Source organism: Rhodococcus koreensis (genome assembly GCF_900105905.1).
Taxonomy (GTDB): Bacteria; Actinomycetota; Actinomycetes; order Mycobacteriales; family Mycobacteriaceae; genus Rhodococcus_F; species Rhodococcus_F koreensis.
In genome coordinates this window covers 2,512,935-2,533,917 of record NZ_FNSV01000005.1, presented here as the reverse complement: position 1 = coordinate 2,533,917, position 20,983 = coordinate 2,512,935, and the positions used below count along the sequence as shown (strand labels likewise).

The following is a 20,983-nucleotide window of genomic DNA, read 5'->3' as shown; positions in this document are numbered from 1 at the left end:
GTCAGTCGTTGGAACTCATGACGTGCTTGATGCGGGTGTAGTCCTCGACGCCGTAGCCGGAGAGGTCCTTGCCGTATCCGGAGTACTTGAAGCCGCCGTGCGGCATCTCGGCGACCAGCGGGATGTGGCAGTTGATCCAGACGGCACCGAAATCGAGTGCGGCCGAGAGCCGTTGCGTGACGCCGTGGTCGTTGGTCCACACGCTCGACGCCAGGCCGTACCGGACGTCGTTGGCGAGGGTGACGGCCTCCTTCTCGTCGGAGAAGCTCTGCACGGTGAGGATGGGACCGAACGTCTCCTCCTGCACGATGTCGTCGCGCTGGTCGACGCCGGTGATCACGGTGGGTTCGAAGAAGAATCCCTGCTCTCCCGAACGCTTTCCGCCGGTGACGATCTTGGCGGAGGTGGGGAGCGCGGCGATCTTGGAACTGACCGCGTCGAAGTGGTTGACGTTGTTGAGCGGGCCGTAGAACGTGTCCGGGTCGTCCGGCAGGCCGGGCTTGAGGGTCTCGGCCTTGCGGACGAGGGCGTCGACGAGCTGGTCGTGGATGGACTCGTGGACGAGGACGCGGGTGGCGGCGGTGCAGTCCTGGCCGCCGTTGAAGAAGGCGGCCTCGGCGATGCCGCTCGCGGTCTTCTCGATGTCGACGTCGCCGAAGACGATCGCGGGGGCCTTGCCGCCGAGCTCGAGGTGGGCGCGCTTGAGCTGGCGTGCGGCGGAGACGGCGACGGCGATGCCCGCCCGCACGGATCCGGTGATCGACACCAGGCCGAGGGCCGGGTTCTCCACGAGGGTGGCGCCGGTCTCGCCGTTGCCGAGGACGACGTTGAAGACGCCGTCCGGCAGGATCCCCTTGGTCAGCCGGGCCAGGACGAGCGTGCTGTTCGGGGTGGTGTCGCTCGGCTTGAGCACGATCGTGTTGCCCGCCGCGAGCGCGGGACCGATCTTCCACAGGGCCATCATGAACGGGTAGTTCCACGGGGTGACCTGACCGACCACGCCGATCGGCTCGCGGCGCACGTAGGAGGTGAAGCCGTCCATGTACTCGCCGGCGGCCTTGCCTTCGAGCATGCGGGCGGCGCCCGCGAAGAAGCGGAGCTGGTCGGCGCCCACCTTGATCTCTTCGTCGGCGATGACCTGCTTCGGCTGCCCGGTGTTGCGGCACTCGGCCTCGACGAGTTCGTCGCTGTGCGCCTCGATCGCGTCGGCGAGCTTCAGCAACGCGGCCTGCCGCACGCTCGGAGTGGTCTTGCCCCACGAGACGAACGCCCGCTCGGCGGCCTCGACGGCCGCGTCGACGTCGGCCTTGGTGGAGACGGGCGCCCGCCCGACGACGCTCTCGTCTACAGGGTTGATCAAGTCCAGCGTTTCCGTCGCGGATGAGGCGACGAACTCACCGTTGATGTAGTTCTCGAGTACGTCGATCGACATCGGTACCGGTTCCTCTCGTGGGGTCGAAACTCGTGGTCCGCGGCGGGCCGTCGGTGGAACGGTCCGACCGGGGCCCGGAGTTGCAGAACATCTGAAAACAAGTGTGCGCTGTCTCACAAGCCAGAGGCAGCTGACAAAATGGTGAAAGACGCGCCCCCCGCCGCGCCGAGTTGTCCAATCCGGACGTCATCCGTGCGAGCAGGTGTGCCCGGCTGCGCCGGAACCGGCGAACGGCACGTCCGCGGGGACGCTCGCGACGGTGGCGTCGTGCACGACCTCGCCGCCGACCAGGGTGAGATCGGCCCGCTGGTCCAGCAGTTCTCCGGGTTCGAGCGCGTACAGGTCCGCCGACCAGACGACCAGGTCGGCGTGGGCACCGGGACGGATCACGCCGAGGTCGTCCTCGGCGTGCCAGGCCCACGCGCCGCCGCGGGTGTACGCCCGCAACGCCGAATCCAGGTCCATCCGTTCACGCGGGGTCCAGTCGGCGCGGCCGTCCAGACCCGAGCGGGTGAGGGCGGAGTACAGGCCGACGAGCGGATCCATCTCCCCGACCTGCCAGTCGCTGGAGAACGCCAGCGCCGCGCCGGACTCGGCGAGCGAACGGAACCGCCACGCCCGGTCCCACCGGTCCTCGCCGACGTTCTCCATCCACGTCCCCGCGACGAGGTCGGGCGAGCAGTGCCGCGGCTGCATCGCCGCGACGACGCCGAGTTCCCGGAACCGGGGAAGGTCCTCGGGATGCAGGCACTCGACGTGGACGATGCCGTGCCGCCGGTCGGTGGTGCGGTTCACGCGGGCGGCGTGCTCGATGGAGTCGAGCGCGAGGCGGATGCCCCAGTCGCCGGTCGCGTGCGTGTGCGTCTGGAAGCCGAGGCGGTCGAGTTCGGTGAGCATCGCGGTGAACTCCTGCGGTGGGAGGCTCGGCGCGCCGCGGTGTCCCGGCCGGTTCGCGTAGTCGGCGAGCATGGCGGCGGTGTGCGGCTCGATCACGTCGTCGGCGTACAACTTCACCGGCCCGAGCCGCAGCATGTCGTCGACCGGCGCGCCGTCGACGGCCTCCCGCAGGTCCCGGCGGAACGCGGCGTCGGCGCCGACCGGGTGGAACAGGGCGGTGATCACCCGCGAGTGCATCCGCCCCTCGGCGCGCGCCCGGTACATCAGGTCGAGTTCGGCCAGCGGGACCTGCGGTTCGACGACGGTGGTGATGCCGCTCGCGGTCGCCATCTCCAGGCTGGACGTGATGCGCCGGTACCGGCGGTCGGGGGAGTACATCGGGATGTCGCGCTGCAGCCCGGCCAGACCGGCCCGCGTCATCGCGCTGGTGTAGAAGTCCGTGACCCAGCCGGTGGGTGCGCCGTGGCCGTCGAATTCCGGCCGTCCCCAGGGGATCTGCGTGCCGCGGTCGATCCCGAGCTTCCGCAGCGCGGCCTCGTTCAGCCACACCGAGTGCTGGTCGTAGGTGGTGATGAAGACCGGGCGGTCGGTGAGGCCGCGGAGGTCGCCGGCGTTCGGCCTGCGCCCGGTCACCACGGAGTAGACGGCGTTCTCGGCGCAGATCCAGTCGAGGTCGGGGCGGGCGGCCGCGTGCGCGCCGATCCGCCGCCGGACCTCCGTGAGGTCGTGTGCGCCTTCGAGGCTCACCGCGTCGGGGTCGAATCCGAGGAGCAGATGGTTGTGGCTGTCGATGATGCCGGGGGTGACCAGCCGGCCGCGCAGGTCGATGGTCCGCCGGGCAGGCGGGGCGTCCTCGGTGGTCCCGACGTATCGGATCCGGCCGTCCGCGATGCCGACGGCCTCGGCCCGGCCGGGAGCGTCGAACGTGCGGACGACGCCGTTGTTCAGCAGCAGGTCGAGCATCAGCAGGTCTCCTCGGGGGCGGCGTCGAGCAGCAGCAGGTGGGTGTTCTTGCGCGGTCGCAGGTACAGGGCGAAGTAGACGAAGCCGGCGGCGACGAGCCCGAGGGAGATGCCGAGGCTGAGCCACTGCTCCGGGTCGAGCAGGGTGACGACGAAGACGAGACCGAGTGCGGCGATGCAGATTCCCGGGGCCAGCGGCCACAACGGCATCCGGTAGCCGGGTCGGGCGGTGCCGCCGCGGCGGTGGTTGATCGCGGCCAGCGCGATGAACAGGTAGGTGAACGTCAGGGTCGACCCGGTGGCGGTGAGCAGGACGTCCAGCGGGACGAAGCACGCGGCGAATGCGATGGCGCCCATCACGACGGTGGCGAGGACGGGGACGCGGCCCTTGGTGCTGACGGCCTGCAGCGGCGCCGCGACGGTCCCGGGGAGGGCGCGATCGCGAGCGGCGGCGTAGAGGAGCCTGCCGGCCTGCAGCGTGATCGCGATGATCGCGTTGATCACGGCGAGGGCGATCGAGAGCATGACCACCATGGCGACGGCGTGACCGGCGCGTTCGGTGAGGAAGGCCTCGACGGGGAGGCTGGAACCGAAGAGTTCGGTCTGCGAGCGGGCGCCGACCATGATGGCGATCAGCGGGACGAGTTCGGTGGCGACGGTGATGACGGCGCTCCAGATCACGGCCTTCGCGATCGAGCGGGCGGCATTCTTGGTCTCCTCGGCGAAGTACACGGCGCCGCCGTACCCGTTGTAGGCGAAGATGCCCTGGGTGACGGCCAGCATCAGTCCGGAGATCGCCAGCGGTGCGAGCTGGCCGGTGGCCGGGTCGAGGACCTCCGGGCTGAGCAGGCTCGACAGCGGCCGTTCCATGTGGACGAAACCCAGGACGGTGAGCAGGACCAGCGCCGCCATCTCGACACCCAGGAAGACCCCGGTGAGCCACGCGTTCGTCCGGATGTCGAAACACGCGGTCACGGTGGTGATCACGACCACGACCAGGGCGGTCTGCTGCGGCGACAGTCCGTGGATCGCGACGCCCAGATAGTCGGCGACGCCGAGGGCGAAGACCGCGATGATCAGCGGCAGGGAGATGAGGCTGATGAAGAACGTGGCGACGCCGAAGGCCGGTCCGAGTGCCCGCGACACCAGCGAATAGTCGCCGCCGGCAACGGGATACGCGGAGGCGAGTTCGGCGTAGCAGAAGGCGATGAGGATGCTGACGACGCCGGCGATGAGGAACGCCCAGAAGACGCCGGTGCCGAACAGGGCGAGGGCCGAGCCGCCGAGGATGAAGACGCTCGACGCCGGTGAGATCGACGACAGGGTGATCAGGATGTTCCCGCCGACGCCGATGCTCCGCGAGAGCGAGGCCTCGTAGGCGCCCGCGGCGGCGGGGGGAGTGGCGGTGGGCGGCCGGGCGGTCTGGTCCATGAGCTGTCCGTTCGGGGAGGGTGAGGGGGTCGAATAGTTTTTTGACACATCCGTCAAACAACTGGGCCGAGTGTCACAGATCACGTCGGCTACTGTCAACGGCATGGCGCGACCGAACACTCAGAAGCAGCGGCGTTCCGAACTCATCGAGGCCACGCTGCAGGCCGGATCCGTGCACGGACTGCGGTCCCTCTCCCTGACCGACGTGGCGAAGCGGGCGGGCCTGACGCGCGGTGCGCTGCTCTACTATTTCGACGACCTGGATGCGCTTCTCGTCGAGGCGCACCGGGCGGGCACCGAACGCTACTGCGATCAGCGCGACGAGGCGGTGGCCGCCCAGGCGTCGTACGCCGCCAAGCTGAGGACGGCCGTCGACGCGGGGCTGCCGAGCGGGCCCGACGACACCCTGATGCGGCTGCTCTACGAATTCGACTTCATGTCGGGCACTTCGGCGCTGCACGACGAACTGGTCCGGAAGATGTATCTGCGGCAACTCGCGACCTACCGCGCGATCCTCGGCGACGGGCACGCGTCGGGGGAGTTCGCCGTGCGCGGCGACATCGACCAGGCGGCAATGAATCTGGTGGCCCTCGAAGACGCGTACGGTCTGCACATCGTCGGCGGAAACAGTCTCATCACCGTCGATGCCGCGCGCACGGCGATGCTGGGGTTCTGTGAGCAGATCGGCTGCGGCGTCACGGAAGACGCCGCAGCCGAACGGGACTGAGCGGGTCGGCTACCTCGGGTGGCTGCCTGCCACCTCCGCCTCGTGGCGCACCGAGCCGGCCACCACGGTGAGCTGCACCCGCGCGGTGAGGAGGGAATCGGCGCCGGCGGTGAACGGATCCCCGTCGAGGACCACGAAGTCGGCGGCCTTGCCCGCGACGAGTTGACCGGTGAGGTCGTCCCAGCGGCACGAGTAGGCGGCGTCGCGGGTGGCGTGCGCGAGCGCGTCCGCCATCGGCAGTGCGTACTCGGGCAGGTTGGGCGCGAGCGCCGGATCGATCGCGGACTTGCGCGTCGTCGCGATGTACATGTTGGGCAGCGGGGGATGCGGTGCGGTGGGGGCGTCGGAGCCCAGCGCGAGGACAGCGCCCGCCGCCGTCATCTCGGGCCACGGGAACGCCCGCTCGACCCGATGGTCGCCCAGCATCGCCCGCCAGTTCTCCTGGATCGCCGGGTCGGCGTGCACCGGCTGCATCGAGGCGACGACGCCGAGCCGGGCGAGCCGCTGCACGTTGTCCTCCGTGATCGTCTCCAGGTGCTCCATCCGGTGCCGTCGCGGGCGAATCCCGTTGGTGGCGACGGCGTGTTCGAGCGCGTCGAGCGCGATCTCCGACGCCTCGTCACCGATGGCGTGCATCGCCACCTGGAGTCCGGCGGCGTCGGCCGCAGCGACGACCGGTGCCAGCGCGGCGAGGTCCCAGATCGGTTCGGCGTTCGTGCCGTCCGAGTACGGCTCTTTCATGGCGGCGGTGCAGCTGTCGATGACACCGTCGATGATGACCTTGATCCCGGCCATCCGCAGCCAGGGGCCCTGCAGACGCTGCTGGTACTCCGCCGCCTCGTGCACCTGGCGGACGTTGTCCTCTTCCGAATCGGTTCGTTCGATCAGCCAGTGCCCGGCCACCCGCAGCGGCAGCGTGCCGCCGCCTGCGGCCAGTGCGCGTTCGAGCGCGGCGACCTCGTCCGCGCCGAGCGCCATGTCGACCGCGCCGGTGACGCCGTCGGCGAGATACTGCTCGAAGGCGGCCGCGAGCGCGGTGTCCCGTTCGTCGTTGCTGATCACCTTCGCGAGGGCGGGCCACACGATCTGGGTCACCGCCGTCTCGAACAGCATGCCGGTGGCCTCGCCGGTGACGGGATCGCGCTCGATCCGGCCGCCGATCGGGTCCGGGGTGTCCGCGTCGATGCCGAGTTCGCGCAGCGCGGCGGTGTTCACCCACGCCGAGTGCACGTCGTTGGAATCGAGGTAGACGGGTCGGTCGGCTTCGGCGGCGTCGATCATCTGACGCGTCGGCGGGTGCCCGTCGAGTGCGGAGAACAGCCAGCTGCGGCCGAGGAGCCGGGGTGCGTCCGGGTTCTCGGCGGCGAACCGGCGGATGCGGTCCTGGATGTCGGTCAGGTCGGCGGCGCTCTGCAGGTCCACCTTCTGCAGGGCCTGTCCCATCATCAGCAGGTGGGTGTGGGCGTCGATGAAGCCGGGCAGGACGAATGCCCCGCCGAGGTCGACGACGCGGGCGTCGCCGGACAGCGTGTCGGCGGTCGCGGTGTCGCCGACGTACGTGAGGCGGTCGCCCCGGACGATCATCGACTCGGCCCAGGCCGGTTCGGCGGCGGTGAAGATCCGGCCGCCGCGGTAGTGGGTCGTGTCCGTGTTCATGATGTTCTCTCTTTCCGTCAGACGACGACCGAGGTGGTGTACCGGGCAGCGGGATCCTGTCCGGGTAACGCGGAGGCCTGCTCGGTGCGCGTCGACAGGCGGGCGATCCAGACGATCGGCACGAGCAGGGCGAGGCTGATGCCCGCCAGGACGAAGCCGAACGCGACGTACCCGACGGCGCCGGTCACGAGCGTGCCGAAGAGCGGGGCGAACGCCGACCCCACCAGATATGTGCCCAGGAGCGGGGCGGACCAGCGGCCGGACGAGTCCAGCGCGGCGGCGATGGCCACCACGTAGATGAAGGCCGCGGCGTACACCGTGTTCCAGGCGATGATGAGCACCAGATACGTCGTCGAATCGGTGGCCAGGCACGAGCCCAGTTTCAGGGCGGCGCCGAATCCGAGGAGGACGGCGGTGGGGACGGTGCGGCCGAGGCGCGAACCGAGCGCGGTGAGGACGAGGGCGGCGGCGATGCCGCCCGCGGTGGACAGGCTGAGCGCCAGACCCATCTGCTGTTCGGTCAGGGAGGCGTGTTCGGCGCCCATGATGCCGGACACCGCCCACAGCGAGTCCTCGCCGATCGCCCAGATCGCGAAGAGTACGAGCAGGGAGAAGCCGGCGACGGCCAGTTTCTTCTCGGTGACGCCCTCGGGCAACGGGGTTCGGGTGTGCGCCGCGCTCGGCTCGTCCTCGTCGACGGCGGGGGCGGACGGCAGCCAGGCGATCGTGAACACCGTCGCCAGCGCCAGCACCGCGACGATCCCGAACGCATTGGTCATGTGCAGGCCGAGGATCGGGATGAGCGCGAGAACCCCGGTGACCGCGGTGCGGTTGACGAGACCGTTGATCCCGGACACCCGGTTCGGATTGTTCAGCGCGGCCAGGGCGGCCCCGCCGACCGCGACCGCGCCGCCGGCGCCGATCCCGCCGACGATGATGGCGGCGCACGCGATCGGCGCGGAGTGGACGAGGGCGGCGGCGCCGAAACCGGTGGCCATCACGACGAGGCTGACGCGGCCGAGCAGGTGGCGTGAGCGGCCGGCCGCCCATCGGGTGGTCGCGAGGCAGACGAGCGCGGTGGCCAGCAGTGAACCGGTGAGGACGGCGCCGGCGACGGTCTGGGTGACGCCGAGGTCGTCGACCATCGCGATGATCATGAGCGGGATGAGATTGGCCGTGATGTAGCCGACGACGAAGACGCTGAAGGTGGCGATACCGCGGCCGAGGGTCAGGGGGACGCGGACGGCGGCGGTCACGTGGGATTCCTGGGGTGGGTCAACGACAACTCCGGGTCTCGGGTGGCGGCCCGCGTGAGACGTGGGTCACTTAGCGAATGGGATTCGTTAAGTATGCGGAGGGTGCGTCCCGCGCGCAAGGGGGCAAACGAACTTGATTCGTTAATGTTGCGTTTCGGCGGTGCTCGAGGTCGGCGTCTGACACAATGGAGTAGTCGTCCGTGCTCAGCTGGCCAACTTGTCCAGCGCTATCCCCATTCCGACCGGTCAGGGTGACACGGACCCGACCGCACACTGCGCAGGAGCCGACATGACCGTTCCCGTTCGCTGGATGTTGTCCCAGCCGGACCTGGCTCTCGAACTGAAGGGTGGCGCCGCCGGTCTCGGCAACGAGATCACGTTCGCCCACGCCACCGAATTGCAGGACCCCGTCCGCTGGCTCTCCGGCGGCGAATTGCTCCTCACCACCGGCATCCGGCTTCCGCTGACGGCCGCCGACCGGGCGCGGTACCTGCGCGGACTCGGCGAGGCCGGCGTGGCGGCGGTCGGGTTCGGCACCGGACTCTCCCATCCCGAGGTGCCCGAGGACCTGGTGGTCGTCGCCGACGAGATCGGACTGCCGCTGCTCGAGATACCGCTGCCCACGCCGTTCGCGGCGGTGGTCAAGAGGGTCATGAACCGTCTGGCCGAGCAGGAGTACGAGGCGGTGCTGCGCGCGTCCCGGGCGCAACCGCGGATGACCCGCGCCGTCATCCAGGGCGGCACCGGCGCCACCGTCCGCGAACTCGCCGTCGCCACGTCGTCCACCGTCCTGCTCCTCGACCTGTCCGGCCGGGTGCTGGAGGCGCATCCGGCGCAGCCCGCGGAGGACGTGCTCGGGGAACTGCGGGACGTGCTGGAGGCGGGCACCGGCGGGGCGTCGAGCAGCGTGTCGCTCGCGCGCTCGGGCGCCTCGATCACGGTGCAGCAGATCAGCGTCGGCAGCACCCCGCACGGCCACCTCGCCGTGATCAGTCCCACCGCGCTCAGTCACGTGGACCAGATCTTGCTCGGTCACGCGAACTCGTTGCTCGCGTTGGATTTCGAGAAGCCGGTGCGGCTCAGGACGGCACAGAACCGGCTCAATTCGCACGCCCTCGGCCTGCTGCTCACCGAGGACCGCGACCTCGCGCCCGCGTGGTCGCAGATCCGGCACGCCGCGGACGCGGACGGCATGGTCCGCGGACTCACGGTCGTGGCCGAGACGCCCGCGCTCGCGGAACGGGCCGAGTCGGCGGTCGCGGTGGCCATGAACAAGGCCGGACGGCAACTGTTCTCACGCAGGCACGATGCGCGGGTCACCGTCCTGCTGCGGGGAACCGACGATGTCGACTTCGCGCGGGCGATGCTGCGCAGTCTGTCCGCCCCGGAGCGGAAGGCGATCCGGGCCGGGCTGAGCGGGCGGCGGGAGGTCGCCGGTCTCGTGGCGGCCATCGAACAGTCCCAACTCGCCGCGTCGGCCGCCGAGGCGGGGGCGGATCCGCTGGAATTCGCGGCGCTGACCGGCAGCGCGCTGCTCGCGTTCAGTTCGACGCGGGAGGTGCTGAACTCGCTGGCGGACACGATGATCTCGCCGATCGACGACTACGACCGCAGCAACGGCACCGAATTGCTGGGGTCGCTGCGGGCGTTCCTCGAGGCGAACGGGCACTGGGAGTCGGCGGCGGCGGTGATGGGCGTGCACCGGCACACCCTGCGCAGCCGCATGGCGCGGATCGAATCGCTGATCGACTGCCGGCTGGACGTGGCGCGCGTGCGCGCCGAACTGCTGCTCGCGATCATCGCCCGGCAGTCGTGACTGCCGGGCGATGATCGGACGGGATTACTTTCCGAGGCGGGCGACGATGTCCGCGGCGGTGCGCTGACCCATCCGGACGGCGCCGTCCACGTGCTGGTAGCCCTCGGCGGCGATGTCCGAGCAGGAGAAGTGGAACGGTCCGACCGGCGTCCGCGTGTCCTTGCCGTACCGGTGCAGGCCACCGAGGTCGAAGCTCGCGGCGTACGCGCCCCGGGTCCATTCCTCGGAGCCCCAGTCGGACTCGTAGTACACCACCGGCTCGGCGGCCTTCGGCCCGAGGTAGCGGGCGAGGGAGCCGAGGATGGTGGCGCGGCGCTCCTCCTCGCTCAGTGCGAACATCGCGTCGGCCTTCTCGTCCGACACGAATGCGACGAGGGTGCCGCGGGTGTCCTCGTGGTTGGTGTTGTCGTACACCTCCTGTACGACCTCGGAGGCGCCGAATCCGGTGCCGGACAAGCCGTCCGCACGCCAGAACGGGGTCTCGTACACGGCGTGCACCTTGATAACGAGTCCCAGCGACTGGTGCTGGTGCATCTGGTGCTGGCGGCGCGGCAGCGGCGGGTCGTACGAGATGCGGGAGTACAGGTTCGGCGGGACGGCGAGGATCACGCGGGCGGCCTCCACACGAATGTCCCCGTCCGCCAGCACGACTGCGCCGTCCTCGCTCCACCGGACGGTGCGCACGGGGGCGTTCAGGAAGACGTCGTCGCCGAGGGCGGCCGCCATCCGGATCGACACCTGCTGCATACCGCCGATGACCCGCTTGTCGAGGATGAAGTCCTCGTCCACCAGGTGCGAGAACGATCCGGCCGACGCGGCCATCAGCACCGCCTGCAGCGCGGAGAACGAGTGCGCGGGCTTGGTCAGCATGCCGCCGGCGATGAACAGGCCGATGTTGTCGCGAGCCTCGGCGTCGTCGGACTGCTCGATCAGCCAGTGCTTGAACGAGATCGTGTCCAGTTCGCGCGCCAGCGGATGCGCCCAGGGCTCCTCGGCTCCGATCTGCGCGGCGAGGTCGTCGAGGATCTGGACCAGGCGGTCCATCTCCTTGCGGGTGGTCTCGTCGACGGGGAACGACTCACCGGTGTAGCGGGTGCGGTCGCCCGCGGCCGAGATGTAGACGGATTCGCCCTCGCGGTACCGGTCGAACGTCTCCAGGCCGAGTTCGTCGAGCAGCGAGATCAGCGCCGTCTGGTCGGGGGAGACCCACTGACCGCCGATCTCCAGCATCGCGCCGTCGATGGTGTCGGTCCAGGTGCGGCCTCCGACGCGGTCGCGCGCCTCCAGGACGGCGACGGACAACCCCGCCTTACGCAGCGCCGTCGCTGCGGCCAGGCCGGACGGGCCTGCGCCGACGATGGCGACATCACGTTGGAGAGTAGGCACTTTCGAGCTCCTTTGGTTGAAGTGCTGATCGGTTCGTGAAAGGTGGTTCGGGTTCAGCAGCGGGTCAGCGCGAGCGACAGTTCGGCGTCGATGACGCAGATGCTCGAGTTGTCCACGCGGTCGAGGCTGCGCAGTTCGCCGAGCATCTGTGCCAGGCGGTCCGCGGCGGTGGTGTGTTCGGTGAGCCAGTGGGTGACGGCGTCGGCGGCGGTCGTCGCGGGCGAGGCGCCGCGCAGGACGAGCCCGATCAGGCCGTGCCAGTGCTCCTGGAGGTTGTCGACGAGGACGGCTCCCGCCATCGCCTCCCAGTAGGTGGTCCCGGTCTCGCCGACGGAGAACCGTTCCGACAGCCAGTCGAGGCCCACCACGCGGCCGAACTCGCGGTACGCCTCGGCCACCTGGGTGATCGGCACGTCCAGCGACTGCGCGGTGGTCTCCAGGGCGAAGGCCTGCGCCAGGATCCGCAGCGTGCCCAGGTCCTGGGCCGGTGCGCCGGTGAGGTGGGGCAGCGCGGCCGCGAGTTCCTGGACCGGCTTCGCGAAACGCTCGATCAACTCCTGCGCATCCGTGCCCGTGGTGCGGTGCCGCAGCAGCCACGACGTGGTGCGCTCGATCAGGTCCTGGATGCCGAAGTGCAGGTTCAGCCGGGTCCGGTGCGACGCGCCGGGCAGCGTGAGGACCTCGTTCCACAGCCGGTCGATGTCGAACACCTGCCGCACCACCGCGTACGCGACGGTGATCTCGGGGGTGCCGACGCCGAGCCGCTCCTCCAGTCGGTGGATCAGGCCCGGTCCGACACGGTCGATCATGTCGCCCGCCACGATGACGGCCACGATCTCCCTGGCGAGCCGGTGACCGCTGATCTGACGGGGGACGCGTTCGCGGATGGGGGCCGGGAAGTAGTCGGCGAGCACACCGTCGAACACCGCGAAGTCGAGCACGGGGGAGGCGAGCAGTTCGGTGACGACGAGGTTCTTCGACTGCGCGAGCAGAACGGCGATCTCCGGCCGCACCAGTCCCTGGCCCGCGCGGTGGCGCGCCGACAGTTCCGCCGCCGACGGCAGGACCTCCGCCGCCCGGCTGATCCCGGCGTCCCGCTCGAGGTTCTCGATCAGCCGCTCGTGGCGTCCGAGCAGGAACGGGGCGTGGACCTCGGCGAGGCTGATGGCGAGGGTCTGGGAGGCGGCGTCGGCGAGCACCGATTCGCCGATCTCGTCCTGAACCCGGGCGAGCAGCGTGTTCCGTTCCGCCGCGGGGAGTTCGCCCGCCGCGACGGCGGCGTCCAACGCGACCTTCAGGTTCACCTCCCGATCCGACGTCGCGACGCCGGTGGCGTTGTCGATGAAGTCGGCGTTGATCCGGCCGCCGTTCAGCGCGTACTCGATGCGGGCGCGCTGGGTGAGACCGAGATTGCCGCCCTCGCCGATCACCGCGGCGCGCACGTCGCTCGCCTCCACCCGGACGGCGTCGTTGGCCGGGTCGGCGGCGTCCGCGTGGACTTCGGCAGACGCCTTCACGTACGTGCCGATTCCACCGTTCCACAACAGGTCCACGTCCGCGGTGAGCAGGGCCTTCACCACCTCGTGCGGGGGGAGTTCGGTCGCCGTCACGCCGAGACGTTCACGCACCTGCGGCGACAGCGGGATCTTCTTCGCCGTCCGCGGCCACACACCGCCACCCGCCGAGACGAGGCTGCGGTCGTAGTCGTCCCAGCTGCTGCCGGGCACCGCTGCGAGGCGCTCGCGCTCGCGGTAGGACGCCTCCGAATCCGGTTCGGGATCGAGGAAGATGTGCCGGTGGTCGAACGCGCCGACCAACCGGATAGCGCGGCTGAGCAGCATGCCGTTGCCGAACACGTCCCCGGACATGTCGCCGATGCCGACCACGGTGAACGCGTCCGTGTCGACGTTCTTGCCCATCTCCGCGAAATGCCTGCGCACCGACACCCATCCGCCGCGCGCCGTGATGCCCATCGCCTTGTGGTCGTAGCCGGCGGACCCGCCGGACGCGAACGCGTCACCCAGCCAGAACCCGCGTCGCGTCGCGATGCTGTTGGCCAGATCCGAGAACCGGGCCGTGCCCTTGTCGGCCGCCACCACCAGATACGGGTCGGACTCGTCGTAGATCACCGTGTCGCGGGGATGCACGACCTCGCCGTCGACGATGTCGTCGGTGACGTCGAGCAGTCCGTCGATGAAACTCGTGTACGCCGCGCGGACCGCGTCCGGAGTCGTCTCGGTGCGCACCACGAACGCGCCCTTCGCGCCCATCGGGACGATCAGCGAGTTCTTCACGTGCTGCGTCTTCATCAGACCCAGGACCTCGGTGCGGAAGTCGTCCTTGCGGTCCGACCAGCGCAGGCCGCCGCGGGACACCGGGCCGCTGCGGACGTGGCTGCCCTCGACGATCGGCGAGTGCACGAAGATCTCACGGTACGGCGTCACGACCGCGGACAGTGACAACAGCGACGGGTCGATCTTGAAGGCCGCGGGGGCGGCGCTGATCGTGCGGTCGTGGCGGAACCAGTTGGTGCGCAACACCGCCGAGGTGAACGACAGCAGTCCGCGGAGCAGCCGGTCCTCGTCCATCGTCGCGGTCCGGTCGATCGCGGCGAGCAGCACCCGCTCGGCGTCCGTCGCGGCGCTCTCACGATCGGAGCCGGCGAGGGCGGGATCGAAGCGGGCGGTGAACAGGTTGCGGAATCCGCGCACGAAATCGCTGTGCCGCAACAGGATCGCGACGATGTTGGGTTCCGACAGCCCCAGTCCCACCTGCCGGAGGTACCGGCACGCCGCCCGGACCAGGACGGCATCCGTCCACGTCAGGTTCGCGGCGGCGACGAGGCGGGTGAAACCGTCGACCTCCAGATGTCCGGCGGCCGCGGCCTCGAACGCGTCGGAGAGCAGTCCGGGAGTTGCGGCATCCCAGGCGAAGTCGCCGGTGCTGAAGTCGAAACGGTGGACCAGCGGGCCGCCGGGCTCGCCTTCGGGCAGCTGTTCGTGGGACGCCACCTGCAACCCGAGGTCGGCGAACAACGCGACCAGTTCCGCGAGCAGCGGGGTGCCCTGCGGCCACACCATGACGGCGGCCGGCTCGGGCTGTGCGTCCGCGGAGTCGACGAAACGCAGCCGCGGGGTGGTACCTCCGGACGCCAGGACCGCGCTCGACACGGCGGCCTCGTCCGGGCGTGGACGGGGTGTGTCGGTCGTGCTCGGAATGACACCGGTATAGCTCATCGTGTGGCTCCTGACCCCTGATCTGACAAACGCGTGACTGGGAACCAGTGTGTCGATGAGAGACGCACGCCACATCCGACGAAGTGGAGCGTCGTGTGTCGGTGGACGCGACGTTTCGGCACCCGTGAGTACTTGTTAACCGCCGGCGGTTAAGAAGTACTCACAGCTCGCCACGTCGACACCGCCGCGGTGCCGAGGAGACCGCCGGTGATCACGAAGATCGACGACGTCCCCGCGACGCCTGCCGCGGCGCCCGCGGCCAGCGGAATCAGCACCTGCCCGAGTCGGTTGCCGGTCAGCCGCAGCGACAACGCGGCGGCCCGGTTGGCGGCGGTGACGAGCCCGGCCACCCACGTCATGGTCAGGGGTTGGCCGATGCCCCAGAAGAATCCGGCGACGACGAGCAGCAGCGCCATCACAGCGGGGTGGGGGACGAACGGCAGCAGGGCGGTGGGCAGCGCCGAGCACAGCGTCGCGGAGACCAGCAGTTTCGACCGCGGCACCCAAGTGAGCAGCCACGGCAGGAAGGCGCGCGACACGATCGACGCCGCGGTGCGCGCGGTCAGCAGCAACGTCACCAGGAGAACGCTGAAACCGAACTCGTGCCCGAGGACGGGGAGGTACGCGACGACGACGTCGACCGACGCCAGCACGATCAGGCTGCTGAACACGGCCGGTCGCATCCCCGTCGTCGAGATCATGCTGAACACGGACTGACGGTCGCCGGGCGTCGGTGGTCCCGCCGGCTGCGGGCGTTCGCGAATCGGCCAGGCGAACGGGACCGCGGCCAGCGCCACCACACCCATCACCGTCAACGCCAGGGTGGTCTCGACGACGCCGCCGTCCGAGCTTCCGGCCGCGATCACGCCGACCAGCGGTACCCCGACGGCCTGGCCGATCGAAACGCCCAGCGTCAATCCGGCGAAACCGCGGTCCAGTTCACCCGGTGGGGAGAGGAGCGTGATGAACCCCTGCCCGGCGACGGTCACGAGGATCTGCCCGAACCCGAGGATCACGTTCCCGAGTCCGAGGACGATCAGGTCGCCGCTGACGGCGATCACCAGGACGCCGAGGGAAGTCAGCAGCACACCCGTCCGCAGAACCGCGGCCGCATGCCGGCGGTCCACGGCGCGTCCGATCCGGACAGCCACGAGCAGCGGCGCCAGCGAGAACAGCGCGGTGACGACGCCGATCGTCACGGCGTCGCCGCCGAGAGCGAGGACGCGGTAGGAGACGAGAACGCGGACAGCGTGATAGACGGCCTGGAGGAGAGCAGTGGCGATGCAGACGTTGAGGAACCAGTGCTTCACCAGGTCAACCGTTGATCACCTGACGATTTCCGAGCGGCCCCTGCAACTGGACCTCGAGGGTGCCGAACACGGCGACGAGGATGCACATCTTGTCGGCCGCCTCCGGGAGCGTGCCGGTGCGCAGCGAGATCGTGACGGTGGTGTCGGTCTCGGTGACCGTCGCGTCGGCGCCGTAACACTCCGGGGTTCCGGTGACGAAGTGGATCGCCACCTTGTTTCCGTCCGCGCGGGACCACGACTCGAACGGGGTCGGATTCGCCCGGACGATGTCGGGACGCGGTTCGAAGACGGTGCCGAAGTCCTCCCCGGGCACTTCGGAGGGAATGGGCATCCCCGACGACGGATTAGTCGGGCTGGGATCCACTGCGGACGCGATCTCCGGGGGAATCGTCGGTTCGTCGGTGCTCGAACCGGACCCGCATCCGGCGACGGCGAGGCAGGCCAGCACTGCGAGGGCGATTACGCGCATAAGCCACGGTAACCTCATCCCGCGAGCAGGCCGGAGACCAGCGCAATCCCCGGAATCGCCGCCAGAGTCGTGACGAATGCGGTGTCCCGGGCCATCACCGTGCCCACCCCGTACCGGCTGGCGTAGACGAAGACGTTCTGCGCCGTCGGCAGCGTTGCCACCACCACGATGGCGAACAGTTCGTGGCCGCCCAGCCCGAGCAGATAGCGCGCCATCACATAGGCCAGCACCGGTTGCACGACGATCTTGAGTACCGACGCCAGTGCGACGTCGCGACGCGGACTCGTCCCCTTCTCCAGCACCCGCACCCCGTACAGCGAGATGCCGAACGCGAGCAGCGCACCCGGTACGGACGCGCCACCGATGAGCCGGAACGGCTGCATCAGGGCTTCCGGCGGTGTCCAGCCGAGTAGGGCGATCAACAGTCCCGCCGCGCCCGCGACGACGATCGGGTTCTTGAACGGCGCGGTGATCGTGTCGAGTCGCGACGCGCCCCGCCGGAGCGTGGTGACGTCGAGGATGGTGAGCGCGATGGGGGAGTACGCGATGATCTGGAACAGCAGCAGCGGCGCCACGAACGAGGCGTCGCCGAGGACGAAGACCGCGATGGGGATGCCCAGATTCGCGGAGTTCACATACGACGACGACAGCGCGCCGATCGTCAGTTCCGGAAGGGACCTGTGTAGCCACAGCTTCGCGACGACCATGTACAGTGCGCCGACCGTCAATGCAGTGGCAGCCGCGACGGCCAGAGTGGGCGAGAAGATCACGGAGAGGTCGGACGATGCGAGCGAATCGAACAGCAGCGCCGGTGTGGCGACGAAGAACACCAGCCTGCCCAGGACGGATTCGCCCTCCGCACCCAGCGTCCCGCGTCGGCCGAGAATGTAGCCGATCGCGATGATCACGAATATGACGGTGAATCCCGCAACCACTCCCGACACGCTGCGGGGCACCTCCTCGACAGGTAAGCCTCCTGTCGGCAAACCTTCCGAAGTCTAGTGCCAGGCGTTCGGGTGGGTGACAATAGCCTCCGGTCGGGGGCATCGTCTGTGTGCGCGTTCCGTCGCGCCCGAGGAGTCGAAATGCTGCGTCGTACGACCGTTCTCTGCGCGCTGTTCTGTGCGTGGACCCTCGCCTGGGGCGCCGCTCCCGTGGCGTCGGCGCTGGCCCCGCCGTCGAGCGGGGATCCGGCTCTGATCGCGCTCGCCGGGCAGGTCCTCGGACGCAGCTACCGCGAGAACGCGAGCGTCGCGTACATCGATGCCTCCGGCACCCGATTCGCGAACTTCGGGGCCACCGAGGACACCGACTACGAGATCGGTTCCGTCACCAAGACGTTCACCGCGGCACTGTTCGTCGACGCCGTCGCCCGGGGTGAGGTGCGGGAGGACACGAAGGTCGCGGACGTGCTGCCGCTACAGGGCTCGCCGGTCGGCGACGTGACACTACTCGAGTTGGCGTCCCACACGTCCGGGCTGGCGCAGTTCCCGATGAGCACCGACACCGTGGTCGCCGTGGGGCACTGGGTTGTCGCGTCCAATCCGTTCACCTACGACCGGGACACCTTGCTGCAGCAACTGCGGTCGGCGCCGCTCACGACCCGCGGCAGCTACTCCTACTCGACCGTCGGCTTCGCGCTGCTCGGCCAGGCGCTGGCCGCGGCCGCGCACACCGACTACCCGTCGCTGCTCCGCGATCGCATGCTCGTCCCGCTCGGACTGTCGCAGTCGTGGATGCCGCTCACCGCCGCCGACCTGCCCGCGAACGTCACTCGCGGATTCGACGTCCTGCACCGGTCGCAGGACCCGTGGCCGCTGGACGCGTACGCGCCGGCCGGTGGATTGCGGTCCACGGCGAACGACATGTCGACGTACGTCCGGGCTCTGCTCGACGGAACGGTCCCGGGCGGCACGGCCATGGACCCGCGGTGGGTCGGCGACAGCTACCGGGCGCTGACGTGGTCGATCGTCCCGTTCGAAGGCCGGGACTACACCCTGCACGGCGGCGCGACGGGCGGCTTCCAGTGCACCGTCGTGCTCGACCGGGCGAACGACCGCGGGCTCGTCATCCTCACCGACACGATCGGCGGACTTGAGCAGCAGGGCCTGGAGATCCTCGCGCACACCCCCATGTGAGTGCGAAAGCGTGCCGGGGCACACTTTGCCGCTCACCTGAGGGACGCCGGGCACGTGAGTGGCACAGTGTCCTCGGGCACGCATCGCCACTCACCTGGGTACCCCCGCCGGGTATGTCCGGTTACAGTGGGGCTGTGGAGACGGCAACCGGGCGGAGGCGCACAGTCGTGGCGCGTGCCGCGCTGCTGATCGCTGTCGCCGCCGGGGTGCTCCTCATGCACAGCCTGATCGCGCCGACCGCGATCGCCGCGGTGCATGAACAACCCTCGGCAACCGCGACTCACGACGAGGACCCCCACGGATGCGGCCGGGACGGGTGCGGGCAAGTCCATCTCACCGGCCACCAGTGTGCCGGTGTGATCGTAGTGATCGCCGCGCTGACGTCGGCGATGCTGCTGTGGAGGCACTCCGCGGATCCCGCGGCGCGACGGTCGCGGGTGAGCGCCGACCGTGTGCAGTCGGGTCGTGGCCCACCGCCGTGGACGGTGTTGTCATTGGCGGAACTCTCGATTCTGCGGGTGTGACAGGGAGTCCGGGGCGTGTGCCCCGGCGGATCCGACTGTCAACTTCCGAATTGATCCCAAGGAGTTCCTCATGCGTACCACCACCACAGCCCTGATCTCCGCCGCGGCGGCCGCCGCTCTCGTCCTGACCGGGTGCAGCACCGACTCGGCCGGCACCTCGACGACGACCACGACGTCGGTGGCCCACTCGCAGGCACGGTTCAACGACGCCGACATCGCGTTCCTGAACGGGATGTACCCGCACCACGCGCAGGCGGTGGAGATGGCCGACCTGGTCGTCGGCCGCACCGAGAACACCGATGTGGTCACTCTCGCCGCCGCGATCGAGGCGGCGCAGCAACCGGAGATGGACCGGATGACCGACTGGCTCCAGCAGTGGGGACAACCGGTTCCGGCGTCCGACATGTCCGGCATGGACCACAGCAGCACGGACCACGGCGACGGCGTGATGTCGGCCGATCGGATGGGTGCCCTGACGGCACTGTCGGGCACCGAATTCGACCGGCAATGGCTGGTCATGATGATCGAGCACCACAAGGGCGCGATCGAGATGGCGAATGCCGAACTCGCCGACGGTGAGAACCCGGAGGCGAAGCAGATGGCCGCCGACATCGTGACCGCGCAGCAGAAGGAGATCACCGACATGCAGGCCGCGCTCGGCTGACCGAAATGACGAAAGGCCGCGTAATCCGAGGATTACGCGGCCTTTTCGGTGCCTTGCGAGTTACCGGCTCGTGAAGGGCAGCAGAGCCATCTCGCGAGCGTTCTTCACGGCGACGGCAACCTGACGCTGCTGCTGCGGGGTCAGGCCCGTGACGCGGCGGCTACGGATCTTGCCGCGGTCCGAGATGAACGTGCGCAGAAGGTTGATGTCCTTGTAATCGACGTACTCGATCTTGGCCGCGAACAACGGGTTCTTCTTGGGCTTGCGGCCCTCGACGGGACGCGGCTTCTTCGACGGTGCTCTCTTGACTGCCATCTTCTTCCTTTACCAGCTCGACTTGTGGACGCCTGGCAGCTCCCCGCGGTGCGCCATCTCGCGAACACGCACGCGAGAGAGCCCGAACTTCCTCAGGTGGCCGCGCGGACGTCCATCCGCAGCGTCTCGATTGCGCAATCGTACCGGATTCGCGTCGCGGGGCAGACGCTGCAGTGCCGCCCGGGCCTCCGCGCGCTCGTCTTCGCTGCTCGACGGGCGGCGGATGGTCTCCTTCAGCTCCGCGCGGCGCTCGGCCCAGCGCGCCACTACGATCTTGCGCTGCTCGTTCTTCGCGATCTTCGACTTCTTTGCCATGGGCGGTGTCTTCTACTTCTCTTCTCGGAAATCGACGTGCTTCCGCACGACCGGGTCGTACTTCTTCATCACCAGACGGTCCGGGTCGTTGCGGCGGTTCTTGCGGGTCACGTACGTGTATCCGGTGCCCGCCGTCGACTTCAGTTTCACGATCGGGCGGATCTCGTTGCGGGCGGCCATCAGATCTTCTCCCCGCGGGCCCGGATCCGGGCGACGACGGCGTCGATGCCGTCCCGGTCGATGGTCTTGATGCCCTTCGCGGAGAGCGTGAGGGTGATCCGCCTGCCCTCGCTGGGTAGGAGATACGTCTTCTTCTGGATGTTCGGATCCCAGCGCCGGTTGGTGCGCTTGTGGGAGTGCGACACGGACTTGCCGAATCCTGGCTGGCGTCCGGTCACCTGGCAGTGCGCCGACATGGGCGTTCCTCTCTGCCTCTCGCGACAACTCGA

19 protein-coding genes are annotated in these 20,983 nt (G+C 69.3%); 5 read left to right on the top strand and 14 right to left on the bottom strand.

What is annotated here, in order from left to right; genetic code table 11:
• Position 1: 1 nt before the first annotated feature.
• From BLV94_RS16480 to BLV94_RS16470, 3 genes are all read right to left on the bottom strand, one after another.
• A complete protein-coding gene (locus BLV94_RS16480) occupies positions 2-1,432 on the bottom strand; it encodes a gamma-aminobutyraldehyde dehydrogenase (protein WP_072937307.1) in 1,431 nt (476 codons plus the stop codon).
• Positions 1,433-1,618: 186 nt separating this feature from the next.
• The gene (locus BLV94_RS16475) at positions 1,619-3,292 is read right to left on the bottom strand and encodes an amidohydrolase (RefSeq protein ID WP_072937306.1); all 1,674 of its coding nucleotides are present in this window, start codon (positions 3,290-3,292) and stop codon (positions 1,619-1,621) included.
• Positions 3,292-4,722 carry an APC family permease gene (locus tag BLV94_RS16470; protein WP_072937305.1) on the bottom strand — a complete coding sequence of 477 codons (1,431 nt, stop codon included), beginning with the start codon at positions 4,720-4,722 and terminating at the stop codon, positions 3,292-3,294. Before BLV94_RS16470 ends, BLV94_RS16475 begins: the two co-directional genes overlap by 1 nt.
• A gap of 103 nt (positions 4,723-4,825) precedes the next feature.
• Here BLV94_RS16470 and BLV94_RS16465 point away from each other — a divergent pair, with 103 nt between their 5' ends.
• Positions 4,826-5,449, top strand: a complete 624-nt coding sequence (locus BLV94_RS16465; protein ID WP_174705441.1) for a TetR/AcrR family transcriptional regulator — start codon at positions 4,826-4,828, stop codon at positions 5,447-5,449.
• Between the two features lie 9 nt (positions 5,450-5,458).
• On the opposite strand, the gene BLV94_RS16460 is transcribed toward BLV94_RS16465, so the two are convergent.
• Positions 5,459-7,105 carry an amidohydrolase gene (locus tag BLV94_RS16460; protein WP_072937303.1) on the bottom strand — a complete coding sequence of 549 codons (1,647 nt, stop codon included), beginning with the start codon at positions 7,103-7,105 and terminating at the stop codon, positions 5,459-5,461.
• Positions 7,106-7,122: 17 nt separating this feature from the next.
• Positions 7,123-8,361, bottom strand: coding sequence for an MFS transporter (locus tag BLV94_RS16455; RefSeq protein ID WP_072937302.1), 1,239 nt, complete (start codon positions 8,359-8,361; stop codon positions 7,123-7,125).
• A 289-nt stretch (positions 8,362-8,650) separates the two neighbouring features.
• On the opposite strand from BLV94_RS16455, the gene BLV94_RS16450 reads away from it, so the two are divergent.
• The gene (locus BLV94_RS16450) at positions 8,651-10,177 is read left to right on the top strand and encodes a PucR family transcriptional regulator (RefSeq protein ID WP_072937301.1); all 1,527 of its coding nucleotides are present in this window, start codon (positions 8,651-8,653) and stop codon (positions 10,175-10,177) included.
• A 24-nt stretch (positions 10,178-10,201) separates the two neighbouring features.
• On the opposite strand, the gene BLV94_RS16445 is transcribed toward BLV94_RS16450, so the two are convergent.
• The 5 genes from BLV94_RS16445 to BLV94_RS16425 all read right to left on the bottom strand — a co-directional run bounded on the left by BLV94_RS16445 (position 10,202) and on the right by BLV94_RS16425 (position 17,522).
• The gene (locus BLV94_RS16445) at positions 10,202-11,563 is read right to left on the bottom strand and encodes a flavin monoamine oxidase family protein (protein WP_083395585.1); all 1,362 of its coding nucleotides are present in this window, start codon (positions 11,561-11,563) and stop codon (positions 10,202-10,204) included.
• A 53-nt stretch (positions 11,564-11,616) separates the two neighbouring features.
• Positions 11,617-14,799 (bottom strand): NAD-glutamate dehydrogenase domain-containing protein, encoded by a 3,183-nt coding sequence (locus BLV94_RS16440; RefSeq protein WP_072937300.1) that lies wholly within the window; start codon positions 14,797-14,799, stop codon positions 11,617-11,619.
• Positions 14,800-14,948: 149 nt separating this feature from the next.
• On the bottom strand, positions 14,949-16,112 hold the full coding sequence (locus BLV94_RS16435) for an MFS transporter (protein WP_072937299.1): 1,164 nt from the start codon (positions 16,110-16,112) through the stop codon (positions 14,949-14,951).
• A 1-nt stretch (position 16,113) separates the two neighbouring features.
• Positions 16,114-16,578, bottom strand: coding sequence for a hypothetical protein (locus BLV94_RS16430; RefSeq protein WP_072937298.1), 465 nt, complete (start codon positions 16,576-16,578; stop codon positions 16,114-16,116).
• Between the two features lie 14 nt (positions 16,579-16,592).
• The gene (locus tag BLV94_RS16425) at positions 16,593-17,522 is read right to left on the bottom strand and encodes an AEC family transporter (protein ID WP_072937418.1); all 930 of its coding nucleotides are present in this window, start codon (positions 17,520-17,522) and stop codon (positions 16,593-16,595) included.
• 141 nt (positions 17,523-17,663) lie between these two features.
• Between BLV94_RS16425 and BLV94_RS16420 the strand changes: the two genes are divergently transcribed.
• The 3 genes from BLV94_RS16420 (at position 17,664) to BLV94_RS16410 (ending at position 19,904) form a co-directional block, all read left to right on the top strand.
• Entirely contained in the window at positions 17,664-18,716 is a 1,053-nt protein-coding gene (locus tag BLV94_RS16420; RefSeq protein WP_072937297.1) for a serine hydrolase domain-containing protein, read from the top strand.
• Between the two features lie 134 nt (positions 18,717-18,850).
• Positions 18,851-19,240: a DUF6153 family protein gene (locus BLV94_RS16415; protein ID WP_244163607.1), complete on the top strand. Its 390-nt coding sequence runs from the start codon at positions 18,851-18,853 to the stop codon at positions 19,238-19,240.
• A 70-nt stretch (positions 19,241-19,310) separates the two neighbouring features.
• Positions 19,311-19,904, top strand: coding sequence for a DUF305 domain-containing protein (locus BLV94_RS16410; protein ID WP_072937295.1), 594 nt, complete (start codon positions 19,311-19,313; stop codon positions 19,902-19,904).
• Between the two features lie 60 nt (positions 19,905-19,964).
• On the opposite strand, the gene rpsR is transcribed toward BLV94_RS16410, so the two are convergent.
• Genes rpsR through rpmB form a run of 4 tightly spaced genes read right to left on the bottom strand, consistent with a single transcriptional unit; the run spans position 19,965 to position 20,950 of the window.
• Positions 19,965-20,219: a 30S ribosomal protein S18 gene (gene rpsR, locus BLV94_RS16405; protein ID WP_005238639.1), complete on the bottom strand. Its 255-nt coding sequence runs from the start codon at positions 20,217-20,219 to the stop codon at positions 19,965-19,967.
• Between the two features lie 9 nt (positions 20,220-20,228).
• On the bottom strand, positions 20,229-20,534 hold the full coding sequence (gene rpsN / locus BLV94_RS16400) for a 30S ribosomal protein S14 (protein ID WP_072937294.1): 306 nt from the start codon (positions 20,532-20,534) through the stop codon (positions 20,229-20,231).
• 12 nt (positions 20,535-20,546) lie between these two features.
• Positions 20,547-20,714: a 50S ribosomal protein L33 gene (gene rpmG / locus BLV94_RS16395; RefSeq protein ID WP_005238642.1), complete on the bottom strand. Its 168-nt coding sequence runs from the start codon at positions 20,712-20,714 to the stop codon at positions 20,547-20,549.
• Entirely contained in the window at positions 20,714-20,950 is a 237-nt protein-coding gene (rpmB, locus tag BLV94_RS16390; RefSeq protein ID WP_072937293.1) for a 50S ribosomal protein L28, read from the bottom strand. The genes rpmG and rpmB overlap by 1 nt, the downstream gene beginning before the upstream one ends.
• Positions 20,951-20,983 lie beyond the last annotated feature (33 nt).